At 62.2% G+C, this 24,044-nt stretch carries 18 protein-coding genes and 5 pseudogenes; 12 read left to right on the top strand and 11 right to left on the bottom strand.

Features of this window, described 5'->3' with window-relative positions:
• The first annotated feature begins 2 nt into the window (after positions 1-2).
• Complete coding sequence (locus tag AC6IW9_RS12510; RefSeq protein WP_497764044.1) at positions 3-1,703, top strand: GmrSD restriction endonuclease domain-containing protein; 1,701 nt, start codon at positions 3-5, stop codon at positions 1,701-1,703.
• 167 nt (positions 1,704-1,870) lie between these two features.
• Here AC6IW9_RS12510 and AC6IW9_RS12505 read toward each other — a convergent pair.
• The 4 genes and pseudogenes from AC6IW9_RS12505 to AC6IW9_RS12490 all read right to left on the bottom strand — a co-directional run.
• Positions 1,871-2,047, bottom strand: a pseudogene (locus tag AC6IW9_RS12505) (DUF736 domain-containing protein); the annotation flags it as partial.
• Positions 2,048-2,210: 163 nt separating this feature from the next.
• Positions 2,211-2,513 (bottom strand): DUF736 domain-containing protein, encoded by a 303-nt coding sequence (locus tag AC6IW9_RS12500; protein WP_497764043.1) that lies wholly within the window; start codon positions 2,511-2,513, stop codon positions 2,211-2,213.
• Between the two features lie 338 nt (positions 2,514-2,851).
• Positions 2,852-3,859 carry a tyrosine-type recombinase/integrase gene (locus tag AC6IW9_RS12495; RefSeq protein ID WP_497764042.1) on the bottom strand — a complete coding sequence of 336 codons (1,008 nt, stop codon included), beginning with the start codon at positions 3,857-3,859 and terminating at the stop codon, positions 2,852-2,854.
• Positions 3,856-4,287, bottom strand: a complete 432-nt coding sequence (locus AC6IW9_RS12490; protein WP_497764041.1) for a tyrosine-type recombinase/integrase — start codon at positions 4,285-4,287, stop codon at positions 3,856-3,858. The genes AC6IW9_RS12495 and AC6IW9_RS12490 overlap by 4 nt, the downstream gene beginning before the upstream one ends.
• Between AC6IW9_RS12490 and AC6IW9_RS12485 the strand changes: the two are divergent.
• Positions 4,235-4,720 (top strand): annotated as a pseudogene (locus tag AC6IW9_RS12485) (methylase); the annotation flags it as partial. The gene AC6IW9_RS12490 and the pseudogene AC6IW9_RS12485 overlap by 53 nt on opposite strands.
• A 235-nt stretch (positions 4,721-4,955) precedes the next feature.
• Here AC6IW9_RS12485 and AC6IW9_RS12480 read toward each other — a convergent pair.
• Complete coding sequence (locus AC6IW9_RS12480; protein ID WP_497764040.1) at positions 4,956-8,702, bottom strand: SIR2 family protein; 3,747 nt, start codon at positions 8,700-8,702, stop codon at positions 4,956-4,958.
• 54 nt (positions 8,703-8,756) lie between these two features.
• Here AC6IW9_RS12480 and AC6IW9_RS12475 point away from each other — a divergent pair, with 54 nt between their 5' ends.
• Both AC6IW9_RS12475 and AC6IW9_RS12470 read left to right on the top strand, forming a co-directional pair.
• The gene (locus tag AC6IW9_RS12475) at positions 8,757-9,047 is read left to right on the top strand and encodes a hypothetical protein (protein ID WP_497764039.1); all 291 of its coding nucleotides are present in this window, start codon (positions 8,757-8,759) and stop codon (positions 9,045-9,047) included.
• Positions 9,037-9,621: a type II toxin-antitoxin system VapC family toxin gene (locus tag AC6IW9_RS12470; RefSeq protein ID WP_497764038.1), complete on the top strand. Its 585-nt coding sequence runs from the start codon at positions 9,037-9,039 to the stop codon at positions 9,619-9,621. Before AC6IW9_RS12475 ends, AC6IW9_RS12470 begins: the two co-directional genes overlap by 11 nt.
• Before the next feature lie 289 nt (positions 9,622-9,910).
• On the opposite strand, the gene AC6IW9_RS12465 is transcribed toward AC6IW9_RS12470, so the two are convergent.
• Positions 9,911-10,984 (bottom strand): tyrosine-type recombinase/integrase, encoded by a 1,074-nt coding sequence (locus tag AC6IW9_RS12465; protein WP_497772514.1) that lies wholly within the window; start codon positions 10,982-10,984, stop codon positions 9,911-9,913.
• Between the two features lie 213 nt (positions 10,985-11,197).
• Between AC6IW9_RS12465 and AC6IW9_RS12460 the strand changes: the two are divergent.
• A pseudogene (locus tag AC6IW9_RS12460) lies at positions 11,198-11,743 on the top strand (ParB/RepB/Spo0J family partition protein); the annotation flags it as partial.
• Positions 11,740-11,865: pseudogene (locus AC6IW9_RS12455) on the top strand (DUF3363 domain-containing protein); the annotation flags it as partial. The pseudogenes AC6IW9_RS12460 and AC6IW9_RS12455, both read left to right, overlap by 4 nt.
• A gap of 63 nt (positions 11,866-11,928) precedes the next feature.
• Here AC6IW9_RS12455 and AC6IW9_RS12450 read toward each other — a convergent pair.
• Complete coding sequence (locus AC6IW9_RS12450) at positions 11,929-12,117, bottom strand: RES family NAD+ phosphorylase (protein ID WP_497764037.1); 189 nt, start codon at positions 12,115-12,117, stop codon at positions 11,929-11,931.
• A gap of 27 nt (positions 12,118-12,144) precedes the next feature.
• On the opposite strand from AC6IW9_RS12450, the pseudogene AC6IW9_RS12445 reads away from it, so the two are divergent.
• From AC6IW9_RS12445 to AC6IW9_RS12435, 3 genes and pseudogenes are all read left to right on the top strand, one after another.
• Positions 12,145-12,362 (top strand): annotated as a pseudogene (locus AC6IW9_RS12445) (DUF763 domain-containing protein); the annotation flags it as partial.
• Positions 12,363-12,469: 107 nt separating this feature from the next.
• A complete protein-coding gene (locus tag AC6IW9_RS12440; protein ID WP_497764036.1) occupies positions 12,470-13,648 on the top strand; it encodes a restriction endonuclease in 1,179 nt (392 codons plus the stop codon).
• A 54-nt stretch (positions 13,649-13,702) separates the two neighbouring features.
• A complete protein-coding gene (locus AC6IW9_RS12435) occupies positions 13,703-14,713 on the top strand; it encodes a DUF2971 domain-containing protein (protein WP_497764035.1) in 1,011 nt (336 codons plus the stop codon).
• 155 nt (positions 14,714-14,868) lie between these two features.
• Here AC6IW9_RS12435 and AC6IW9_RS12430 read toward each other — a convergent pair whose 3' ends face one another.
• From AC6IW9_RS12430 to AC6IW9_RS12420, 3 genes are all read right to left on the bottom strand, one after another.
• Positions 14,869-16,227: a tyrosine-type recombinase/integrase gene (locus AC6IW9_RS12430; RefSeq protein WP_497764034.1), complete on the bottom strand. Its 1,359-nt coding sequence runs from the start codon at positions 16,225-16,227 to the stop codon at positions 14,869-14,871.
• Positions 16,228-17,072: 845 nt separating this feature from the next.
• Positions 17,073-18,476, bottom strand: a complete 1,404-nt coding sequence (locus tag AC6IW9_RS12425) for a sensor histidine kinase (protein ID WP_497764033.1) — start codon at positions 18,474-18,476, stop codon at positions 17,073-17,075.
• Entirely contained in the window at positions 18,473-19,150 is a 678-nt protein-coding gene (locus AC6IW9_RS12420; protein WP_497764032.1) for a response regulator transcription factor, read from the bottom strand. Before AC6IW9_RS12420 ends, AC6IW9_RS12425 begins: the two co-directional genes overlap by 4 nt.
• A gap of 662 nt (positions 19,151-19,812) precedes the next feature.
• Between AC6IW9_RS12420 and AC6IW9_RS12415 the strand changes: the two genes are divergently transcribed.
• From AC6IW9_RS12415 to AC6IW9_RS12405, 3 genes are all read left to right on the top strand, one after another.
• Positions 19,813-20,097 (top strand): hypothetical protein, encoded by a 285-nt coding sequence (locus AC6IW9_RS12415; protein ID WP_497764031.1) that lies wholly within the window; start codon positions 19,813-19,815, stop codon positions 20,095-20,097.
• 81 nt (positions 20,098-20,178) lie between these two features.
• A complete protein-coding gene (locus AC6IW9_RS12410) occupies positions 20,179-22,401 on the top strand; it encodes a TonB-dependent siderophore receptor (RefSeq protein WP_497764030.1) in 2,223 nt (740 codons plus the stop codon).
• A 75-nt stretch (positions 22,402-22,476) separates the two neighbouring features.
• Positions 22,477-23,721, top strand: a complete 1,245-nt coding sequence (locus tag AC6IW9_RS12405; RefSeq protein ID WP_497764029.1) for a PepSY-associated TM helix domain-containing protein — start codon at positions 22,477-22,479, stop codon at positions 23,719-23,721.
• A 41-nt stretch (positions 23,722-23,762) separates the two neighbouring features.
• Here the strand turns inward: AC6IW9_RS12405 and AC6IW9_RS12400 are convergent, their stop codons facing one another.
• Positions 23,763-23,987: a hypothetical protein gene (locus tag AC6IW9_RS12400; RefSeq protein ID WP_497764028.1), complete on the bottom strand. Its 225-nt coding sequence runs from the start codon at positions 23,985-23,987 to the stop codon at positions 23,763-23,765.
• Between the last annotated feature and the right edge of the window lie 57 nt (positions 23,988-24,044).

Raw genomic sequence — 24,044 nt, 5'->3', positions numbered from 1 at the left:
CCGTGGCGAGCTTACCTGCAACAAGCGCAAGCCCAGCAATCGTGCCCGTGAGCGACCTTCTTGAGAATGTCGTATCCGGCGAGGTTCGCGTACCGCGGTTCCAGCGCCCTTATATTTGGGCGCCCGATGACATGATCCAGCTTTTCGACAGCGTGCTCAAGGGCTATCCGATCGGATCTCTCCTCATCTGGCAGACGGATCGGACTGATATTTCGAGCCTTGAAGCAATTGGCCCGATACTGCTTCCCTCAGAAGGGCCCGCAATGCGGTCCTACGTGGTTGATGGCCATCAGCGACTAGCAACGCTACTTGGCGTTCTTCGCCTGCCCGAGAACTATCCGCGCGAGCGCGTCGACGATTGGCGGTGGTGGATCGTTTATGACCTCCGCTCTGAGCAGTTCGAGCACAAGAAGGATCCATCCGAAATCCCGCTCTACCAGCTGCCGCTTCGAAGTGTCCTTCGCACTGCCGATTTTGCCCGCCGCACGCGGGAAATCGTTAGCTCGTCCCTCTTTACGGAAGGGGAAAGCATACAGCTTCTCGATCGCGCCGACGCTGTTCAACGCGCCATTCGCGAATATCGTATTCCTATGACAGTAATACGATCTGGTTCGCTAGATGACGCTGTGACAATTTTTGCACGGGTGAACCAGCGCGGCCGCGAGATGACGCCTGACCAGATGGTCTCAGCGCTCACTTTCCGTGACGTTAGCGAAGGCGCTTTTGATCTCGCAAGTTCGATCGATAGCATCTTGGGTAACCTAAGAGAGGTCAGCTTTGGCGACCTCCAGAGGCAGATTGTACTACAGATTATTTTAGCTCTCGCAGGTCTAGATTTCACACGTCCTTCGTATGAGCGAATCGTCAATCGTACATCTCACGAAAAACTACGGCCGGCGGTCGAGCGCGCCAGCGCAGCGGTGATTCTCGGCGTCAAGTTCTTGCGGGACAAAATCGGATTAAAGTCCAGTCGTCTATTGCCCTATGCCAACATTATTGTGATGCTTTCGATCTATTTCGGCGAGCAGGCCAGTGATACGTCCCGTCCCATGCCAGTCGATCGGGAGGCACTGCTCCAAAAGTGGTTTTGGGCGACATCGTTTAACGGCTGGTTTGCTGGTGCCAACACCACTGACATTCGGCAGGCTGGCGATGTCATGAGGGCTCTCGCGAAAGAAACTCCAGGGGCAGTCGAAACATTTTCTAAAGTCTTTTTCAACCGTCCGATACGGCCGTTCCCGCGGTCTTACGATCGACGATCGGCGCGCGTGCGGGCTTCTCTGCTCGTGCAGATATTGTCGGGACAGCCTCGGGACCCGCGTGATGGCACGTCGCTAGACGGCTTTGCTATTTTTGCCGACGTCGCGGCGAGAGACATTCCTTACTTCTTTCCGAACCACCGACGTCCAATCGTTTCTAATCCGGCAAACCGAGTCATATTGCCGGAAGGTTATCCGCGAAACGCACGGTCAACCTTTATCGCGGCAGCTGAAGCCATTGACGGGGCCGCAAGGCTTTCGTCGCACTATGTTTCGGCCGAAGCCTTAAAGGCGCTTATCAACGATGAATTTGAACAGTTTATCTCATTTAGAGAAACAGCGATTCTTGAGGCTGAGCAACAATTTCTCTCGAAGTTCGGTCTTTCGATCGACGAGAATGCGCCTCGCAATCAAGACGAAATCGATATGGACGATTCACTTTAGCAGCCTTGGAATTCAGGCGCCTTGGCTCAGCGGCGTTTTCCTTCCGGACCTTCACGACATTAAAGGTCAATGTCCGTTTGGGGTCATTTTTCGCTTTCGTGGAGCGCAAAGCATGCTCGATTGCACGGGACGCGCCCCGCCGGTTGGCGGGGCGCGAAATCGGTCAGTCAGTCGCCGTTGCGGCGGCTCGGGCGGGACCAGATCAGGCTGTAGCCCTCGCCGCTATCGTCGTCGAACAGGTTGGCGAAAATCGGGGCGTTGAAGCTCGGATCGTCGAGCTTGAGGCCGAGATAATCGCGACCCTCGTTGGAGCGCTTGGACCAGGCGGCGCCTATGTCGATTTTATGCGGTGCACCGCATAAAGTCGATTATGCGTAGCGCGCGATTATGCGGAGTCTGGCGCGGGGAGTGGCGGTTTTCCGGGACTTTGGCGGCGATGTCGCTCCGCATAATAACGGGGCGAAGTCCGCGACGCCCTGCAGTGTGGCAGGGCGTCGCGGGCGCCGATCAGCGCGACCAGATCAGCGCGTATTCGCCGTTCTCGCCCTCGAACAGGTTGGTGTAGATGGGGGCGGTGAACGACGGATCGTCGAGCTTGACCGAGTGATAGGTGCGGCCCTCCTTCGAGGTCCGGCGCCATGCGGCGCCGATCTCGACTCCTGAGACGACCACCCGGAGGTCGGAGGCCTTGTCGCTGGTGGAGGCGGGATCGCTGGGGACGAGGCGCGCCTTGGCGTCGATGGCGAGGGTCTTGATCGCGCCGGTGTAGACGCCATCGTTGCTGCGGGTGAACGAGCCGATCTGGGACATGATGTAGCTCCTCTTGCTGTGTTCCAAGCCCGCGACCATCGCGGCCTTGTGGCGATCAGGAGCCCCGGGACGGCCGCCCCGCACCTGCAAGGCCGCAGCGCCAGCGGAGGACGGCGGGAGCCGAGCTTGTTGTCCCGCGAGGAGCCTCCCGCAGGGAGGCGGGGAAGAAGGTCGGCGACGCTGTTGCGGGGACGAGGCCGGGTCGAAGACCGCATCCTGGGGCCGATCCGCCCACACAAAGGCCCGTTGGTCGCGGCGGCGACACCGCGCCCGAGGAGAACATCCGCACCCGGATCGAGCCATCCCCGCAACGATCGCGGACGTCCGGCGCCCGCCACTCACGTCGGCGCCGTGTGCGCATCGGCCATCAGCGATGCGATCAACGCGTCAGGCGCTTTGAACCGACCACGTCGCAGCGCGGGCGGGAGCACCGCTTCGACGGCCTCGAGCTTTTCGGAGGGATCCATCCCGAGGTAGATCTCGGTGGTCCGGATATCCGCATGACCGAGCCAGAGTGCGACCTTGCGGATATCACGCGTGGCCTGGAGCATCAGCACCGCGCAACTATGCCGCAACAGGTGCGGCGACAGCGTGCGGTCAACCAGCGTCGGGCATTGTCGCGCGGCGGCCCGACCGTGCTTTTCGAGGATATATTCGAACCCGGCCCGCGTCATCGCCATGCCTTGCGCGTTGACGAACAGTTCGGGCGCTTGCGGCTTCCCACGCACTGCGAGCCAGGCGCGAACGTCGCGCGCGGCATCCTTCCAGAGCGGCAGGCTGCGCTCGCGGCGACCCTTGCCGAACACGAGAATGCTGGGGCTGGGTTGCAGAGTGATGCGGCTCATCGTCATTCCCACAAGCTCGGAGACACGCAGGCCACCAGCGAAGCACAGGTGCAGCATCGCTCGGTCGCGGATTCCCCACCTGGTCGAAGTGTCCGGCGCATCGAGGATGGCGCGGACCTCCTGCATCGTCAGATGCCGGATGAGCTTGTGGTCGTGGCGCTTGCCGGGGATCGCATCGATCTGCGCGACCTGCGCCAACGCGCTCGGGCGCTGAAGTTCGACATAGCGCATGAACGCCTTGATCGCGGCGAGCCGCAAGTTGCGCGTCGCCGCGCTGTTGCCGCGGTCTTGCTCGATATGAGCGAGGAACGCGAGCACCATCGCGGCGTCGATCGCTTCCAGCGTAAGCCGCGATGGCCGCGTCTTCAGGCGATCGGCGGCGAAGGTCAGCAAGAGGCGGAAGCAGGTCGCATAGGCCTCGCAGCTATGTGCGCTATACCCGCGCTGCCGAGGCATGTGCTCGCACAGGAACACGGTGATGAGCGGTGCGATCGGCGTCATACGATCACCTCCGCAGCCAGCATTCCGGCGGCCGCGGCGATGTCGCCCATCAAGTCGGGCGTCGCCTCCAGATACCAGTAGGTGTGTCGGATATGGCCGTGCCCGAGATAGGTCGAGAGCGCCACGAAGTCGCGGGCGACATCCTCGCGGCGCATGGCGCATCGCGCCAACGCGCGCGTCGCAAAGGTGTGGCGCAAGTCATGGATACGCGGGCGACGTGGTCGATCCGGCGCGATCCCGGCCTTGTCCAGGATCACATGGAAGGCTGCATGTACCGCTCCGAGCCCCATCGGTTTGCCGCCGACGGTCAGGAACACATGATCATCCACACTCGCGACTGTCGCCCGGATGCGCAGATAGGCGTCGAGCGCCGCGATCGCCGATGCGTCTCGCCGCCTGCTTCCCCATCTCGAACATGGCCGACGCATCGACACCGCCATTCTTCGCTCGGCGATGGAATCCGCCTTCGGCGCATCGGACGCCTCCGGTGCCTGGGACTGGAAGATGGGCTATGACGCCTGCGAGGCGGCGACGGTTCTGTTCCTGCGCAAATACGGAAAGCCGCTTTTCCGCAGAGCCGGCTCTCCGGCCGCCGCACTTTCGATGCTGTCGAAGATCGCGGACCTCTTGCCGACGCATACGCGCCGGTCCGAGGAAAGCGAGACCTTCCAGCAATTCTCGACGCCGATTCCGCTCGGCCTCGCGGTTCTCACCGCGGCGGCGATTTCGCCCGCCGACCACGTCCTCGAACCTTCGGCCGGCACGGGACTGCTCGCCGTTCTCGCCGAGACGGTCGGTGCATCGGTCATTCTCAACGAGCTCGCCGAAACCCGTGCGGAGCTTCTCTCTCTTCTTTTTCCCTGTCCGCCAGAGGCCCTGGCGGAACATGATCCGGCTTCGCTTGCTCCAGGTGACGGGAAAGCGGCGCGACATCGGAGCGTCGCCTCAGCGATGAGAATTCGGGCTGGCGATGCGTCCGCCGGTGTCCGCGCGGCCCGACGGCGCGCGCATGAGAATCTGTCGATGAGCGCGATCCATGCGTTCGATCGAGATAGACGATGGCGCTGTCCTCGCCCGCCGGAATTCCGGTTGAAACCTACCGTTCCCGCCGCCGCCGCAAATCGGCGAGGCGGGGGTCGGCGCTGCTCTCGGGCGACTGCTCGAGAATCTCCAGCACCTTCTCGAACTTGTAGGGCCATCCTCGCGGATCCTCGGGCAGAACCGCCTGGAGCAAATCGAGCATCGCACGCGGATGCCGGCGCGCCGAAAAGTTCGGATCGTCGCTGTTGAGCGCCATGGTGAAGAAGCTGCCATCGCGCACAGGTACAAGACGCGGCAGGATGAGCGCCACCACCTCGGGCATCAGGTCGCCGCTCGCCATCGCGAACTCCGCTAGCCGCCCAGAAATTTCGGGGATTTTCAGCGCGCGCTGTTTTGGCCACACTTCTGAAATGAATGGAATGACGCGCTCTCGCCAACGGCCCTGGTTGCCGCTCGACCAGCGCTCGAGAGTTCTGAGCATCTGGCGCCGCAGCTGATTGTCAGAATGGATCAGCACCTCCCGAAGCTCGATATCGCTGATCAACCGCTCGGGCTCGTCGGCGTCAGCGTCGTCGCCCCAGCGGGCGAGCAATATCGCCGCAAGGGTGCTGTCATGGGCTTCGCGGACGGGGGACCGCAACGCCCTTGCCATCAGACAAGGCTTCAGCCGAACAAAGAGTTCCCGGCTAGGGATGCGCGCCGCCCAGAGGAACCCGCCCCAGAAGGCATCGCCATCCTCGCCGTCGTCCTCAACGGCAGGAAGCAGCGCCTTTTCGGTCCATCTCGGATCGATAGTATACAGCCACGTGACCTGGAACGCGATCAGCACCAGCGCCTGTCGTCGCAGGTCGCCCGGCAAGCCGAGCAACTCGTCGATACGGCCGCTCCACACAGGAGGGAAGCCGACGCCGATTTCGAGGCCGTTTTTCGCCGGATCCTTCATCAGCAAACTGACCAGCTTGCCGACCGGCGCATTCAACGCGTCGTCGGCCCAGCTGCGACCTGGTCGATGGGGCGGATTGGTCGATCCCATCGTCAGCGCCTCGATCATTCGTTTCCACAGCGGGGTCAGTGCATAGGCGGCGTCCTCGAAGAGCCACGCGGCATTGCGCTCCATCCAATCGGCGACCGGATAGGCGATTTCACGAAACTGATCGATCGGTAGACGGCACAGCCTCGCCGCGATCGCGCGGATCATCCGTGGACGATTGGCGTCGCGCTCTTCCAGGCGAAGAAAGTCGGCCCATGGATGACCAGGCGCCTCTCCACATCGGGCCGCATGGGCGAGCGCCATGAGGGCGCGGACGGGGCGGCGCTTGACCAGACCCGAAAACGGCGCGCGTTGGACGCGGTCGCGGATATCCATCCGGCCGGCCTCGCGCGCGCTGGGAAGGATCTCCGCGATCGGCACATCCATGAGCGAGTCGGGCGTATCGTCGGTGTCGATGCTAGACACTTCGGGAGCGTTCGACGCTGCAGCCTCGGCGCCGGCGGCGGGCGTCCATTCAGGCGCGAGCTTACGCAGCGCAGTCATCTCGGCGTCCAGATCGAACCCGAACGCAACTCCCTGCCCCGACAACCAGAAGATTCGGTTGAGACGTTCGAATGCCGCGGCGCGGGTGGGACCGCCGCGAACATCGTCGGACCAAGGAAACGAGCTCTCGCGCAAGCGCGCCTCGAGACGTTCACTCTCCGTGGCCGAAAAATCAGGCCAGCGGTCGCGCAGCGCATACAGCACATCGCGCTCGTGCTGCGATCCCCAGAAAACTTGCTCCGGCAAGCCGAGGAAGACCGATGCGGCCTCGGGGCCGTCGAGCAGATCGCGCCGACCGGCGGCCCAGATTCGGAGGCGCGCGAAGACATGCTCATCGGCGACAGGCCAGCGGGAGACCTCTGCGCGCGCGCCATCTCGGTCGAACTCGGCGAAACGCGCCATCAGCTTCTGGAAGACGATCATCGGGCCGGTCAGCCCGTAGCTGTCCTCGTCCAGTTCCGGACCGTCATCATTGGCTCGGGTTGTCTGCAGGTAGAGATCATTGTCGCCGGTGATCTCATGCTCGAGCGCGATCGCCAGCTCGAGATTTCCGCGGAACTGGCTGACGGCATAGGGCACAAAAGCGTCGGGGATCGTCACGGCCACATGGGGGCGAGGATAGTCGACATGCACGCGGATCATGTCGTCGGGGATCGGCGCTTGCCAATGGAAAGGATGGCGAACGCCCAACACGCGCTCCACCTTCAGCTGCGGCTTGTACATCGTCGCTACGTCGCGAACGAGCGACGCCGACCAGCCATCGCGCCGGCCGCGCGCTTCCAGATCGTAACGAATCATGTCTGGATCGTCGCGGCGGTCGGACCAGGCGGAAAACAGCCGCTGCCAACCCTTTCGGACCGCCTCGGGAAAGCGGTCGGGAAAATCGCGCAAAGCGGACTGGATATGCTGCTGGATATGCGGGTGCAGTCCTTGCTGATGGGCGGCCCACCAGAGCGCTACCGGCTCGTGCGCGACACGCTGGATCCAGACGCCGAGACTGGAGAGCCTCGAGGGCATCGGCGCCAGCGCGGACACGTTCGGGCCACGCAGCACGCCGGCTCCCACCTGTCCGCCATCCTCGTCGTCGAGGAAGTTTCTTGCAAAAGGATCGAACATGCCTTCCGGGAGTGGGCGGCGGTGAAACGGATCATCCGGATTCAACGGTTCCGACGGCGTGTCGCAATCCAAGCCGAGAGCGTCGAAGGGAAAGAACATCTCCGTCGTGTCGTCATAGGGCTCGACCCGGCCCGACGGCGCGTAGCGCTGCGCAGGATCGAGCGCCAGCAGCCAGCGACCGTCGAGCGTTTCCGCCGCAGTGGCTATACGGCGTGCGCCTTCAGGGGTCGCCAGCATCTTCGCGATGACCCCGCGGAAATGCGGGTCGGTTGCCGCGGGTCCGGCGGCGGCGCGCTCGATCAGCTCGTTATACCAGCCGTCCACATCGCGGGCGCGTGCAGCCCATGTGGCCAGTGTATCCCAGAGCGGACCGTAGCCGCTGCTGTTGTCGAACGCTATGGCCCGCACGCCGCGATGTTCCCACAGCGCGGCGGCCTCGCCTGCATCTCCCTCCTGGAAGGCGAAGAGGCGCGCCGATGTCCCGGAATGCAAGTTGAGCGCCTCGAGCAGATACTGCATCGGCGGATCGTCGGCGGAGTAGCCGACGAACACGATCTGGTACCGACTGAGCAGCGACTGGATGAAGCGCGTCGCCCAGCCATACGACAGGTAGGCGCGCCCGAAATCGGCGCTCGATACTACGAACTCATCGTCGAACGGCCCGACATAGTCCTTGTCGACTCGGCCATGGAGGTGGACGATGCCGTGAAACTCTCGGGCGTTGCAAGGATCGGGCAGCCGGGGCGGTCCCCAGCGAGGCAGGTCCGGCAGGCACTCTTCGAACAAGAGATCGAAATTGGTCGTGACCAGCCGGGTCACGCCGGCACGCGTGGTCGCCAGATCGAGCAGGATACGGTGCGCGTCCAATCCATAGCCGTCCGGAGGGCGGATCGCTTCGGCAACGGCTTGGCGAACGTCACGCACGTCGAACTCGCGTTCGAGCAAGCCGAACACCCGATCGGTGGCGAGAAGCCCGCCCACGCCTGCCATCCGCCCTATGTCGAGCGCCTTGTCGAGCAGCCGCCGGGCCGGGCTGTCGAGCGCGGCGCCGAGAATTCGGATGACATGCCGGCCGAGGCGCTCGAAGTTCGGCAGGCGTGCATTCGCCTGGGACACACCCGCGCCGCAGAAGAAAATCACGTCGCCCTTCATGGATGTTGCAACTGTTGGCCAGAATCTCTATTTTGTTTAACGAGGTGACTCGCCATGCCGAAGCCGATCCACGAAGCTTCCGATTTCCCGGCTCAGTCGAGCGTCAGGCGACGCGCAGTCATGGATACTGCGCGAGAACTCGGCCTGCTGGGCGGCGAGAACGGCCGGATCGGCGGGCGGATTCGTCGCGAGCTGGTGGCGGCCGCGAAAAAGAAGTCCGGCATAGACTCCGACACCGAACTGCTCGAATACGCGCTGGCGAAAGTGGCGCTCGAGGACGACTTCGGCACGAAGCTCGTCCGTCGTAAGGGCCGGATTGCTCAAGATATCGATCTTGAGCTTTGATCTCTCTCGCGCGCTTCGGCGGGTCAAGCCGCAGCGCAAGGCGGACGCGCTCCCGTTGCGCCCGTTCGAGGCTTTGCCGGTTGTTGAAACGCCGGTTTCCGCGGGCTCTGAGCTGCTGCTCGATACCTGTGTCTACATCGACGTGCTGCAAGGACGCACGCCGGCGAGCGTCGACGAGTTGCTCGAGGCGCGTATCATCAACCACTCCACCGTTTGCTTGGCGGAGATGACGCACCTGTTCGGCCGTCTGGATCCCGCTCATGTCGGCACGAAAGATGTGCTGCGCGAGATCCGACGGACGATCGAGGATATTCCCACCCATCGCATCTCATCGCCGTCAGAGACCGCGATGGGAGAAGCGGGGATGCTGGCGGGTCTAGTCGCGCGTCTCCTGCGTTTCGAGCGAAGCGAACGGATGCTCTTGTTGAACGACGCGAGCCTCTATCTCCAGGCGCTCGAACGCGGATGGACGGTTCTGACGCGAAATGTCCGGGACTTCGACTGTTTCGACCAAATTCTTCCGGCAGGCCGAGTGCTGTTCTACGCGCAGCGAAGCCATCCCAGTTCAACATGATGTGGTCGGACCGTAGCGGCTTTGAAAGACAATTCATACCAGCGTCCATCTCCAATGCATTTCAGGCGGTTAAAAGAAGCTCTGAGAGATGTTGGGATCTCCTGACCCTGACCCCACAAATCAGGGTAACATCCGTTGCCCTGCTTTGCTTATCAGCAGCGTAATTATACACCAGATTGCAGGGCCTCCCACGCAAAATACCGAAACTGTTGCTGTCAGAAGGAATGCAAGCGCCAGCAGGCCACGCCATCCCCACCCCTTCAGGTGCCGGTCCTTTCCGAAAGAAAACTCATAATCCGGGACATTTGTCATGATCTTCTCGGTAGCTCGTGGTGCAAGTTGCAAGGCAGACGACGTCAATGTGGAAGAACGAAAAGGGGAAATCTCCCTGAAGGCGGCGGACTAACCGGATCGAACCAGAATTCGCGTCGCCGCCGTCACACGCCTGCGGCAAGTTAGCCGGACTGCCTTTGATCCTGGGCCAAGATCTCTTTGCATTTGGATCAACCTCCCTATCCGAGAAGGAAAGCACATCGAGGATGTCGACCATCTCGTCAGCGACCTTATCCGCCGCCATCCGCAGGGCTTCGTCGATATGGATATAGCGCTGGGTCACGCCTCGCGAGGCATGTCCCAACAGCGCGGCGATGGTCAGCTCAGAGAAGCCGAGATCGCCGGCGAGACTGGCGAATGTGTGGCGCAGCGTGTGCGGCGTGATGTCGGCGAGGCGAGCGCGCTCGCAGATGCGGTCGAGCACCCGGACGACGCCGATGAAATGCCCCTCCCCCCAGTCTGCCGGAAAGAAGAACGGCGACTTTGCTTCGGGCCGAGCGAGGAGCAGGTCGATGGCGGCCTGTCCGATCACGCGGGTCTGCGCGCCGCTCTTCGTGTCCGGGAATCGGATCGCCCCCTCTTCTTCGTCGAGCCAGCCGCGCTCGACTCCGAGGCCTTCCATGCGGCGGAAGCCGGTCAGCAGAAGGAACCGGATGGCTGCCAGTGCGGTCGGATGCTCGCCGTCCTCGGCGGCGGTGCGCAGCGTCTTGCCGAGACGCTCGATCTCGGCGCGGCTGAGCCGCCGTTCGCGAGGCGCGCTGGCGAGCCGGCGAACGCCTTTGGCCGGGTTGCTCGGGATTTTGCCGACGCGTACCGCATGTTCGAAGATCGCGTGCAGCGTCGACAGCGTTCGAGCGGCGACCCCTTCGCCGCCGGTGGTTGCGCCGCCGCGGCTGCCCTTGCGCGCCTTCGCCGTCTTCCCGGCGGCGATGTCGGCCTGGGCGGCTTCGATATCTCCGAGCTTCAGGGCGCCGACCTGCCGCCGTCCGAGCAAGGGCTTGATGTGGGAGTCGATCCGGCTGCGGTCCATCGCCAAGGTGGAGGCTTTGATCGGCCGCCGGCGCCGGCCGAGGATGCGACCGGCTTCGGCCTCCGCGAGATACCAGTCACAGACCTCTGCGACGGTGACGCGTCCTTCGACCTCCGCTTCTGCGGCGAAAGGATCGAGGGCTGCGCCGATTTTCGTGACGAGTCGTAGGATCGAGAGAAAATCTCTTGGCCGCTCGTCACGGAGTTCATCCCCATGGCAACCGCGGTTCAGAAAATCCACCTCAGCGCCTCGCGCGACATTCCTTTCAACAAGCTCGTCCTCTCCCAGTCGAACGTCCGGCGGATCAAGGCCGGCGTCTCGATCGAGGAGCTCGCCGAGGACATCGCCCGCCGCACGCTGTTGCAGAGCATCACCGTCCGTCCGGTGCTCGACGCCGACGGCTCGGAGACCGGCATGTTCGAGATCCCGGCCGGCGGCCGGCGCTATCGGGCGCTCGAGCTGCTGGTGAAGCAGAGGCGCTTGGCGCGCACCGCTCCGATCCCCTGCGTCGTGCGCACCGACGGAACGGCCGAGGAGGACAGTCTCGCCGAGAATGTCCAGCGCGCGCCGCTGCATCCGCTCGATCAGTTCCGAGCTTTTCTCACGCTGCGCGAGAAAGGTCAGAGCGAGGAGGAGATCGCCGCGGCCTTCTTCGTCGGCGTCCCTATCGTCAAGCAGCGCCTGCGTCTCGCTTCCGTGTCGCCAAAGCTGCTCGATGTCTATGCCGAGGACGGCATGACGCTAGACCAGCTCATGGGTTCAGCCTCGTTCCCTGGACGCCCTCGCTCGAACGCGAGCTCGGGAGGCATGTCTCAGGCGTAATGTCACCCGGCGACGGCGTGGAATGGAGCTTCGGCCGGAAAAGAGGGATCGGCCTATAGCTCACCGCGATCGGCGCCACAGTCGAGCTTCGATCGGAAACGATGGCTCGTGTCCTACGGACATCACTCGGCGACGCGCGTCATCGACGGCGTCGGCGCACCTTGCCACTCCAGTCGCCAAATCCCGCCTTGCCGCAGGTTCTGCACGAGATCGGGCCGGAAGGCGGCGAGGCATGTGCCACCGGCGCGCCTCACCGAAGGATATACGACCCCGTTGCTCGCCGCTTCGACACGCAGTCGTCGCGCGAGCATCTGACCGGCCAGATAGGCGACCCTAAGGATGTGATGCTGCGCCGGCTGCATGACGCGCTCGCGGCAGCGGCGAATCGCAGACCGAAAGACTTCGCCGATCTTCTGCTGGCGCCGGCCGCCGGCGTCAGCACGGTTCACTCCCTTGCTATGGTCGCGGAGGTCGTCGTGCATATGGTTCCCCTTGCCGTTTCGTAGATCCGGCACGCCTCTCGCTCGCTCACGGCGGCAAGGACCGGTATCCCTATTGCGACCAACGATAACTTTGGTGTGGGTCACTTAGACTTCGATCATGTAGTATCTCCCTGGGTGAGGGGGAATCATGGCGGCTCCTAACACGTCGAGCAGTGCAATTATGGCGGCCTTGGAGCAGTTCGAGGCCGCGGAAGCGAATTTGGTCAAGCTCGAAAGGCTCTGGGACGAGCTTGCCGCGATGATCCCATCTGGAATCGCATTCGGCGAGAACGTCGAATACGAGGATCGGTCGCGGTCGTTTGACCTGCTTCTCGCGAGCCTTCCGAAGATCGATGGCTGGAAGCCATCGGCGACCGCGCCGGATCTCGATGGTGTGGCACAGAGCAGATTAGACGCGATGGAAATCGACGAACCAAGCGCGCACGTCTCCGTGGAGCGCTGGATTGAGGAGCCTGGACGAGAACTTCGGGAGTATCGCTTTCGCTTCAACAATGCGCGGAAGGCGCTCATCCGTGATGCCCTTGTCGGCCTGATCGACCAGATCGACGCCGACATTCGCGCGGTACGGGCAACGGTTGGCGAGGACCCGGAACCGAGGCTGCAACTCGACACGGAAGTGTGGAGCGATATGCGCGAGCACATGAAGCAGATCGAGGTCCTGCTGGGATCGAGCGTCACGAAGCCCGCGCGCTGGTCTGACATGATAAGGCATATGCGCTTTGGTTACGTCGGTGATCTCCATGACATCGAAACCATGGATTGGCCGGACGTAAAGGGCACTCTTCGGAAGGGCCTCTATGGCGTGAACGAGGCCGTCCCGGTGCAGGTCGTGGATTTGTCGACCTTGGTTGCCGCGCGACCAGCGGGGCCGATCACGACCGCGCTGGCATGGTCGAGCATCAATGACGAAGCGTTCGAGCGTCTAATTTTCACGCTCATTAGCGCCACGACGGGCTATGAAAATCCGGAGTGGCTCATGCAGACGCGTGCGCCCGATAGAGGTCGCGATCTCTCGGTAACACGCGTCATTCAGGATCAGTTGTCAGGCACGCTACGCCTCCGGGTGGTTATCCAGTGCAAGCACTGGACCGGCCGGAGCGTGAACCTACCGGAGGCCTCCTCCACGAAGGAGCAAATGGCGCTCTGGACGAACCCGCGGGTCGACGTTCTGATCATCGCCACCAGCGGTCGGTTCACGGCGGACGCGGTAACATGGATCGAACAGCACAATGGATCTGGGGCGTCACCGCGTATAGAAATGTGGCCAGAAAGCCACCTAGAGCGGCTGCTGGCTGCGCGCCCGGCGATCATCGCTGAATTCGGGCTACGGGGACATTGATGCGCACGCAGAAGTTCCACCGACACCGTGGTTGAAGAGCCTGGAGCGAAGCTGATGAGCAAAATCGACCCGCCGAGCCGGCTGTATAAATATCGTGGTTTCAGCAACCGCACCCTCACGATGCTGGTCGAGGATGTCGTGTATTTCGCCGACCCGACCACCTTCAATGATCCGCTGGACACCAAGCCGACTCTCGACATCGATCTCGACAGCGACGCGCTTGAGAGCATTCTGTCTCGTCTTATCGAGCTTCGCACGAGCGCGGAGATGTCCGCTGCGGCGAAAACGATCAAATACCTCGGGCCGAAGACAATCGATCACATTGCGCGACAGAGCCGGAAGGCGGCCGATTTCCTGCTGGCCGACATTCGCTATCACGCCACGAACCCGGAGTATAAAGTTCCCGATCCCGCACAGTTCCTGCTCCGTCAATATGTGCAGGAAGAACTCCTCCGACGGTACGACAAAGGGGTGTTCTCTCTGGCAGAGCATGCAAACTGCCCGTTGATGTGGAGCCACTATGGAGACCAGCATCGCGGGCTCTGCCTCGGTTACTCGATCCCAGACGCCGCCGCCGATACCGTGCAGAAAATCCGATATGGCGGCAGCCGACTGATCGAAGCGAGCGCCGTTTCCGCAATGCTCGACGGTGATGATGCTGCGCGGCGCCGTGTGGATGAAGCGGTCCTACTCAGGAAAGCAACACCTTGGAACTACGAATGCGAATGGCGGCTCCTCGGGCCACGCGGCGAACAGGATTCTCCGTTAGAATTAGAGGAAGTCGTGTTCGGAATGCGATGCGCGGTCTCAGTGAAGTACGCCGTCGTCAAAGCGCTGGAAATGCGGGACCGGCCCATCCGGTTCTTCGAGATAGGCGAAAAGACGGGGAGCTTCCTCTTGCAGAAGCGTTCCCTCAACACGGACGAACTGAGCGTGTCGCTGCCAAGGCGGTGTCAGGCGCTAAGCAGCTTTTTTGACGACCTCACCGGGGAGAGTCCTCACGCGGTCAGCTCGACGACTGAGATCGCTTCCGGTGGCGGCGCTATATCAATCCTGTCGAAGTAGAGGTTTACATGGCGGCCTGCTGCCTCCACGCCGCCGAGCAATCCGTCCCCCGCGCCACCAAGGCCGCGCTCGGCCAAGCCTATTGGGTTGCATAATCAGTAATTATAGAAAATGACACATAAAGGCCATTGAAGCGTTTACGAGCGCAACATGAGTCACGCAGCATCCTTCCGGCTTGTCGCATCCTCCAAGCCGGCGTTCAGCAAAGAGGCGATCTCTTCGCAGGTCCGCGTCGCGGCAAGTTTGAGCGCCTCGTCGATGTGAACGTAACCCTGAGTGACGCTTCTGGCTGCATGGCCGAGCAGCGCGGCGATCGTCAGTTCGGAAAAGCCGAGGTCGCCTGCGACGCTGCCGAAAGTGTGCCGCAGCGTATGGGGCGTGACGCCTTCGATGTTTGCCGAGGCGCATAGCCGGGTCAGGCACCCCTTCGCGGCCGTGAAATGGCCGGCGCCGACATCGGCCGGGAAAACATAAGGTGAAGCCCTGCTCCCTTTTTGGCCGGCTGCGAGCTTGGCTGCGGAGGGTCCGATCGCCCGCACTTGATCGTCGCTCTTGGTATCCGGAAAATGGACGTAGCCGAGATCAGCGTGAAGCCAGCTTTTCATCAGGCCTTGCCCCTCCGAAATCCGAAACCCCGTCAGGAGCAGGAAACGCACGACAGCAAGCCCGACCGGATTCTCTCCGCTCTGCTCTGCCGATCGCATCGCCATGCCGAGTTTCTTGATCTCAGCGACACTCAGCCTGCGTTCTTTCTTCTTTCCGGCGAGCTTTCGAACACCCTCGGCCGGATTGTGAGCGATTATTTCGAGCCGCGCCGCATGCGCCAATAGACTTCGTAGGGTGGAGATTGTCCGTGCAGCGACGCCACGGCCCCCAGTGGTCGCTCCGCCACGGCCGGCGCGTCTCACCTTGGCTGTCTTGCCTGCGGCGATATCCGATTGCATGGCTTCAACGTCGGCGAGCTTGAGCGCACGAATCTGCCGGCGGCCGATCAACGGCTTGATATGCGTCTCGATCCGGCTCCGGTCCATTTCGAGCGTCGACTTCTTGATCGGCCGATGACGCCTACCCAGTATACGGCCGGCTTCCGCTTCACGCAGATACCAATCGCAGACTTCGTCGACGGTCATGGATCCGCGAGAGGCAGAGCTTTCCTCTGCCGGATCGGCGCCCGCGGCCACTTGGCCCAATCTGATGCGCGCCTGCTCCCGAGCGTTTTCGACCGTCAGCACGCCGTAGCGGCCTATGACGATGCGTCGGCTGCGTCCTTCGCCGTTTCGATACTGAAGAATGAAAGTTCTCAGTCCGGAGGGGATCACACGCACGCCAAAGCCGCGGAGCTCCCCATCCCATAGAAACGCCTGCCCCTTTGGCGGCGGAATGAGGCCGTCGACCGCCCGTTTCGTCAATTTGCTCACGGCCAGCTCATCGTCAATTGGAGACATGCTTACACTAGCACGCCAACGACGAATTGTAAGCAGCTTGTAAGCACGCGAAATGGCAAATTGGCGCATGGCCGGATAGGATGGAGAACGAAACGCCTAGATTATTGACATTATTTCATATAGATATCGCACTCATGCGCGCTGCCGGATACCCTGGAGAAGTTTCATCTTGACCTTGCCAAGGTTGGGGTCGAGGGTTCGAATCCCTTCGCCCGCTCCAGAAAATAACAATGTAAATCAAATAGTTGATAACAGCCCTTCGGGGCCATTTCTGCTTAGAATGTTTGAACTCTCGGTTGCTCCAAACGGCATCTATGCACTCGGATCAAAACCGCCGGGCGCGGGTTTTGGCCACATCGCCTCGGAAACCACGAGTAATGTCGGCGGTTCGCGCATTGGGCCGCGTGCAGGAAGCCCCAGCTCCACGCCGCCGATGGTGGCGGCGATTTAGTTGGTCAGCGCCATCAGGAGCCGCCGACCATCAGCCGTCCGCTCGGCGACGTCCCCCGTTTCCAACATGTCTCGTATCGTATCGTCTCATCGACCACAAAATCGGACATTGCTTTCGAGCGCGTCGAGCCTGTCTCTGCTGATCAGACAAAGAACGTTGTCGATTTGAGATTCGAGGAATGACCGATTAGCCGAAAACCGCGGTTTCAGTCGCGAATTACAGATCTATTTTATAGTGTGAAAACAAATATTTATTAGAAGTAGAAAAAATCGTAGCAAGCCACTCCGGGCGGCATTATCCCGTTACAGACGGGTGCCTTCGTCGGAATCCGCACGCGGCCAGCGTCGGCCTTGCGCTCATCGATCGGGGGCTTGAAAACCGAGAGGCTCTTCGGTGCTGCGCCTGGCTCGTCCTCAGCGCGCCCCGCCCCAACCGCAGCCACGCCACGTCGCTCGCATCGAATTCATAGGCGTTTCGCCGGTTCTGCCTCACTCCCTTTTGGCACGGCTGCCGAAAAGACAAGCTTGAAAGTCGCGCCCCCGCCTCTGGTGTCGCCGACGCCGACTCGGCCGCCGAGACGCGTCATCAACTCTCTCGCGATCGGCAAGCCCAGTCCGGCGCCCGGCGTCGATCCGTTCTTGCGCCAGAAAGGCTCGAAAATGAGGTCGCGATCCGCCTCGGCGATCCCTTCGCCGTGGTCGATCACTTCGACCGTCGCGTCGACGCCGACACGGACGATCACTGTTCCACCGTCGGGTTCGGCGCGAAGCGCATTGTCGAGGAGATTGGAGACCACGGATTCGATGGCCGAATGGTTTCCGTGGACATAGACTGCGGACTCGGGAGCCTCGAATTCGATCTGACGCCCCTTCTGAAGGGCAAGCAGCAGCGCATCGGCCGCGACGCGCCGGCTCGACGCCACGAGATCGACCTCATCGACGGCGTCCGCGGGGCGTTCCGAAAGGCGGGTCGTGGCGAGCAATTGCTCGACGATATTGCGAATACGTTGAGCGTCGCTTTGTAGATCGATCAAGAAGTTCGGTTGCTTGGGCGCGTCGAGGCGCGCCGTCAAAATGGCGACAGGAGTGCGTAACTCATGTGCGGCGTTGGCGGTAAATCGGCGCAGCTGTGCGGCCCCTGCGTCGAGGCGCGCCAGCACTTGATTGAAACTGACGACCAGCGGCCGGACCTCAGAGGGCGCCTCGGCGGCGGGAAGACGCTGTTCGAGTGAGTCTACGTCGATCCGCGCGGCCTTGTCGACGACGTCCCGCAGGGGGGCGAGCCCGCGGCGCACCGCGAACCAGCTCGTGCAGATCGAAATCAGAACGGCCGGACCGAAGTAGGCGCTCATCCATTTCGCATCGTCGAAGAGGGAGAGAAATATGTCCTGCCAATGAAAAGCAAAGCCGTGGACGCCGATCGACAGGAGGCCATAGGGCGTCTCGCGCAATTGAAGAATGCCAGTCGGTCGGTCCTGTGGCTCCCGCTCGAGAGAGAATGCAATCCAGCTCGGATGAATGGCGCGGGCGCCCGCCAAAGCCGTCACGAGCTCGGGGGAGGAGCCCGGCAAGGGCCGCATCTCCGCGGGCTCGAACACCGCATATTTCAACCTGGAATTATGCGTCAATTCGTCGCGCAGCGCTTGCGTGGGCTCGACGCGCAACACCCCGTCCGCGCCGCGCGTGACAGCCGCGATGATCAGCGCGCGCGTGCGAGGAAGCGCGACTTCATCCAGGGAGGTCGCGAACCCTTCGAATTTGAGCAGGCCGAGAACGAGCGCGCAACCCCATCCGGCGGCGATCGCGACGAACTGTGCGACCAGGAGATAGAGCGCGACCCGAAACGCCAGCGAACGATCTCGGCTCACTGCGCGCTTTCCCTCAGCATGTAGCCGATGCCGCGCGCGAGGTGAATCGTCACGCAGGCGTCGAAGGATTCGAGCCGCTTGCGCAACCGCCAGACGAGAGTGTCGAGCGTATGAGGCGAGATTTCGACCTGGGAGCCATAAACCTCCTCCAGCAACGCTTCGCGCGCGACGACGCGATTGGCGCGCCGCATCAGCGCTTCGAGTAGCGCGAGTTCGCGCCGATGCAAGGACACGGGCCGTCCGCTGATCGTCACCTCGCGTCTGACGAGGTCCATGGCGAGATCGGCGACAGCGAGCGCTGGCTGCGGCTCGGGTCCCGGACGCCTCAGGCAGGCCCTGATCCGAGCGATCAGCTCCGGGCCTCGGAACGGCTTGGCGAGATAGTCGTCGGCTCCGCCCTCGAGTCCGGAGACCGTATCATCCAACGAATCCAGCGCCGTCAACATCATGATTCGTACGCCGGGCCGGAGCCTGCGGAGATCGGCAATGATAGAAAGACCATCGCCGTCGGGCAGGCGACGATCGAGAAGGATCAGATCGTAATCGACCAGAGTGGCGGCTTCGATCGTCTCCTCGAGCAAGCTGCTGCGATCGACGACGAAGCCGGCCCCCGCGACGAGCGAGGCGACGAGTTGTCCCATGTCCAACTCGTCCTCGACCAGGAGAATACGCATGGCGCGACATACTCCGCGTAAAAGAAAGCTGCCTCAATCGGCGGTTGTCCAAAGACGAAACGCGCCGCTCTCGCGCGCGAGCGAAAACTCTACGAGAGATCAATAAGACGCGCAAATAGCGCCCCCATCCCTCGCCCAATAGAGGGCCGACAGGCGGCGGCGGTATCCGCGAATAGCAGCCGGGCGCGTCGTGCGGGCTCGCCTGATCGGCTTTTCGGCGAAAGCACATGATCGGGCGTCCTCCTCGATGATGCGCGTTCCTATGGCCGTCTGCGCCCCCGGGCGTCCATGGAAACTGTCGCACCTTCCTCACGTGAACCGACCGCGTGTCACCGATGCCGACAGGTCGATAAATCGTCGATGATCTCAGACTTGAACCTGCACCTGTTGCTCGGAAGCTACAGTGATACGATTTTGGGGCCCATACGTCCGGACGTGAGACTAAGGGGAGCATCTGCGCGCATTCTGCTTAAATTATCCGAACGGTGACTCGGCCAGGGCGACGAACGATGTGGGAGTGACGGGCGGTGGCGGCGTCCTGGGGGCAGCACAGGCATAGAACACGGTGGCTCCGACCGCTCCTCATCAGCGTAGCGGCGTTGTCCTTCATTCTTCAGAGCCTCGTCGCGTTCGGCGTGGCGTCCAAACACTCGGCGTCGACCGTGATCGACGCGCCGTCGTCATTCCTCTCCTGCGCCGAGCAGAGAACAGGCCATCGTTCGTCGGTCCCCGACCACGACGAGGGAGAGTCTTGCTGTCTGTTCTTCGGCGCCTGCAATTGCCACGCGGCCCAGGCAGGGTTCGGGCTAATCGTCGCGTCCCTCGCCGAATGGCCGGAATTTTACCCGACGGGCCAATGTCTGGAAGCCGCCGCTGGCAAGCGTGGCGACCGTCCGATCGGCTGGAAGAGCTCCTGGTCGCCGCGCGCACCGCCCTTTTTCTCCTGAAGCCCCGAGCGGTCGCTGCGCCGCGTCACTCTTTCCATGGCTTTCGCGCGGCCACCTGCGTCGCGCCAGGAGAATCCGCATATGATAAACACGACCCTTTTGCGGGGCGTTCCCGCCGCTATTGCCGTCACCCTTTCCGGCTTCGCCGCCCTCGCGCAGGAGGCTCTCCCGACGATCGACATCGCGGCCGACGCGTCCAGACAGCGTGGTCCGGCGCGGCGCGACGAAGGGCCGGGCGACCGCTTCACAGGCTACGCCTCCGGGGCGGATCGGCCGGCGAGCTCGACCAAGGACGGCATCGCGATCATGCGGAACCCGATCTCGGTGCAGGTCGTTCCGCGCCAAGTGCTGGATGATCAGCAGGCCATCTCAGTCCAGGACTCCATCGTAGGCAACGTCTCGGGCGTGCAGCCGGCCGGCAATACCTGGTATGACGGCTTCACCATTCGCGGGTTCGACAGCTCGAGCATCTTCCGCAATAATCTCGCGACCCCCAACATCACCCATTTGCAGACATCGAATCTGCAGGCGATCGAAGTGCTGAAAGGGCCGGCCGCCATGCTCTACGGCCGTCTCGAGCCGGGCGGCGCCGTCAATCTGATCGTCAAGCGCCCGCTCGACTATCGCTACTTCTCCTTGGAGCAGCAGGCCGGCTCCTGGGGCCTCACGCGTACGAGCGTCGACGCGACCGGCCCGCTGACCGACGACAAGACTTGGCTCTACAGGGTGAACCTTTCGTTCAACCGCAGCGACTCGTTTCGAAATTTCGTGACCAACCAGGACGCATTCGTCGCACCCACCCTGAGCTGGCGCCCGACCGAGCAATTGCGATTCAATCTCGACATCGAATATCAGAACACGATCTTCGTCGCCGACGCCGACACCGCGTTGCCGGCGATCGGCTCCCGGCCCGCGCGGCTCCCCGTCAGCCGCTATCTGCAGAATCCTGCCGTCACCAGCGCCAATCCGAGCCGCATGGAACGAGGCCTCGTCGCGTATGACTGGACCTTCGACTTCGACCAGGACTGGAGCCTCACCAACCGCTTCATGTATTCCGATCTGCAATGGGCGCAGCGGATCACCGACACGTCGTCTTTCGAGCCTTCGACAGGCGACGTTCAAATGTCCCTCTGGGACGTCAACGCTCATCGCAACCTGCTCAACACCAATCTCGATTTGAAAGGCCGATTCGAGACGGGGCCGTTCCACCATCAAATCCTGCTCGGCAGCGACTATCGCTACGACGCAAATCACGACTTCGGCTATTGCTGCGACGGCTCGTTTCTGCCTGCGCTCAACGCCTATCTACCGGCCTATGCGACGACGGGCTACACCAAGCCGTCGAACAATTTCTACTGGGATCTCCGCCAGTCCTGGAAGGGCATTTACGGCCAGGACATGATCTCCTTCTTGGACGATCGTGTGCATCTTCTGCTCGGCGGGCGTCACGACTGGGCGTCTTATGGCTATGGATACAGTTCCAATTCGTACCCAGAGGCGCGCGGGCCCTATGACCCCGACACTGGCGCCGGTTTCCAGAACGCTATAGATCACGCCTGGAGCCCGCGTGTCGGCCTCGTGCTCCAGCCGGAGCCCTGGTTGTCCTTCTATGCCAATTACACACGCTCCCTCGGCGCGAGCAACGGCATCCCCGTCCCCGGCAATCCTCCCTTCCCGTCGGAGCGCGGCCTGCAATGGGAAGGGGGCGTCAAGGCGGAACTCTTCGACAATCGCCTCGTCGCGACGCTCGCTTATTACGACATCACCAAATCCGGCGTCGTCCAATCGATCCCAGGCACCCAGTTTTCGCGGCCCGTCGGCCTCGTTGAAAGCAGCGGCATCGAGCTCGACGTGTCAGGCCGCATCGACGAAAATTGGAGCGTGATCGGCAATTATACTTATGACGACGCACGAATCATCGCCGACGCCAATGGATCGCCACGCACGGGCGGCCAGCTCGGCAACCGTCTTCAGAATGTGCCGAAACACGCCGGCAGCCTCTGGCTCAAATATGACGCCGTCGGGGACTTCGCCGGCCTCAGCCTCGGCGCCGGCGTCTTCGCGGTCGGCGAGAGACAGGGCGACAATCAAAATGATTTCCAGCTGCCGGCCTACGCGCGAGTCGATACGATGATTCTCTATCAGATTCCATCGTATCTGACGCCCTTCGCAAACAAAGCGTCTCTCCAGCTCAACGTGAAGAATCTCCTCGACACGACCTATTATCTCCATTCCTACAATCGTCTCAGCATAGCGCCCGGCGCGCCGCGAACGTTCCTCGCATCCATTCGCGTGGAGTTCTGAAGGCGCCCGACAAAGCAAAGGCGGTCGGCTCGAAAACGCCGGCCGCCGCGGCCTTCCGGCGAGAGGAGGGGAAATTTGCGCGGCGTCTTCGTGTTTCTGCATCGCTGGGCGGGGCTCGCAATGGCGGCGTTCCTTGTCAGCGTCGGCCTTACTGGCAGCCTGCTCGCCTTCAACAAGGAGCTGGAGCGCCTCTGTGCGCCGCAGCTCTTCGCGACGCCGCGAGCCGGAGCCCCGCTCGATCTGGCAACGCTCGCCGTTCGAGCCGAGGCGCTCGTTCCGCGGGGCCGAGTCCTCTCAGTGACCTATGCGGAGCCGGATCAAGTCGCAGTCACCTTCGCGCCGCGGCACGATCCGCAGACGAACGAGGCATTCGAGCTCGGCTTCACCGAGTTCTTCGTCGACCCCTGGATCGGCGCGGAGCTCGGGCGGCGCCGTCGCGCTGACCTCTCCGAAGGCCTCGTGAATCTCATGCCTTTTCTCTATGAGCTCCATTGGCGGCTCGCGCTCGGCGGCCTCGGCCAATCGATTCTGGGCATTGTCGCGACGATCTGGACGATCGATTGTCTCATCGCTTTCTACCTGACGTTTCCGCCGACGACGAATTCCTTTCTCAGGCGCTGGAAGCCCGCTTGGCTCGTCAAGCTCCGCGCCGGCTCTTATCGCCTCAATTTCGACCTCCATCGTGCAGGCGGACTCTGGCTATGGGTGGCACTCTTCGTCTTCGCCTGGTCGAGCGTGATGATGAATTTGCGTCCCTATGTATATGAACCGATCATGAAGGCGCTGTTCGATTTTCGCTCCGTGGCCGAATTCTACGACGGCCTGCCGAAACACGCCGATTATCGGATCCCCAAGCTCGACTGGCGCGCAGCGCAGGCCACCGGCGAGCGAATCCTGGCGGAGCAGTCGGCACAGCTCGGATTCACCTTCGACCGAGCGTTGGCGCTTTCCTATATGCAGGACGCCAATGCCTACATGTACGAGGTGCGCGGCAGCCACGACCTCTTCGAGCGCTCGCCTAAAGGCGGCGGCACCTCGGTGATCTTCGACGGTGACGATGGCAGGCTCATTGCCCTGTCGCAGCCGACCGGAGAGCATGTGGGCAATACGATCGAGAGCTGGCTCTACGCGCTCCACATGGCGCGCGTCTTCGGGACACCCTATCGATTATTCGTCTGCGCGCTCGGCCTCGCGCTCGTCATGCTGTCGGCGACAGGCGTCTATATCTGGTGGAAGAAGCGAAGCGCCCGCCGGTTTCGAGCACGCCTCACCGTTCCAGCTCGTAGGTCTTCCTCCGCGACCATGTTCCGAAATAGATAGACAGTCGGCAAGACAGGACTCGTTTCAGCGTGCTTTGTCGTCTACTCGTCATCCTCGCCGCTTTTCTTCCACTGCTCGCGCCCTCGAGCGGACATATGGACGCTTTTGGCGCGCCGTTCAATCATGGCTCGTCCACCCAAATCTGCATCCGCGACGGCCTGCCCGCAAATCATCACGCGCCCGAGATCCCGTGCCCGCTGTGCGAATATTGCTTTACCTGCGATTTCGGATGCGATGGGTTTTGGTTTGTCGTCGTCGCCTTTCACGCTTCTAAATTCGAGCTTTCTGTATCGACGCGGCTCGAACGAGATTGGATCAACTCC

It is taken from the genome of Methylosinus sp. shoA, assembly GCF_059718125.1.
This window is presented reverse-complemented; position numbering and strand designations above follow the sequence as displayed.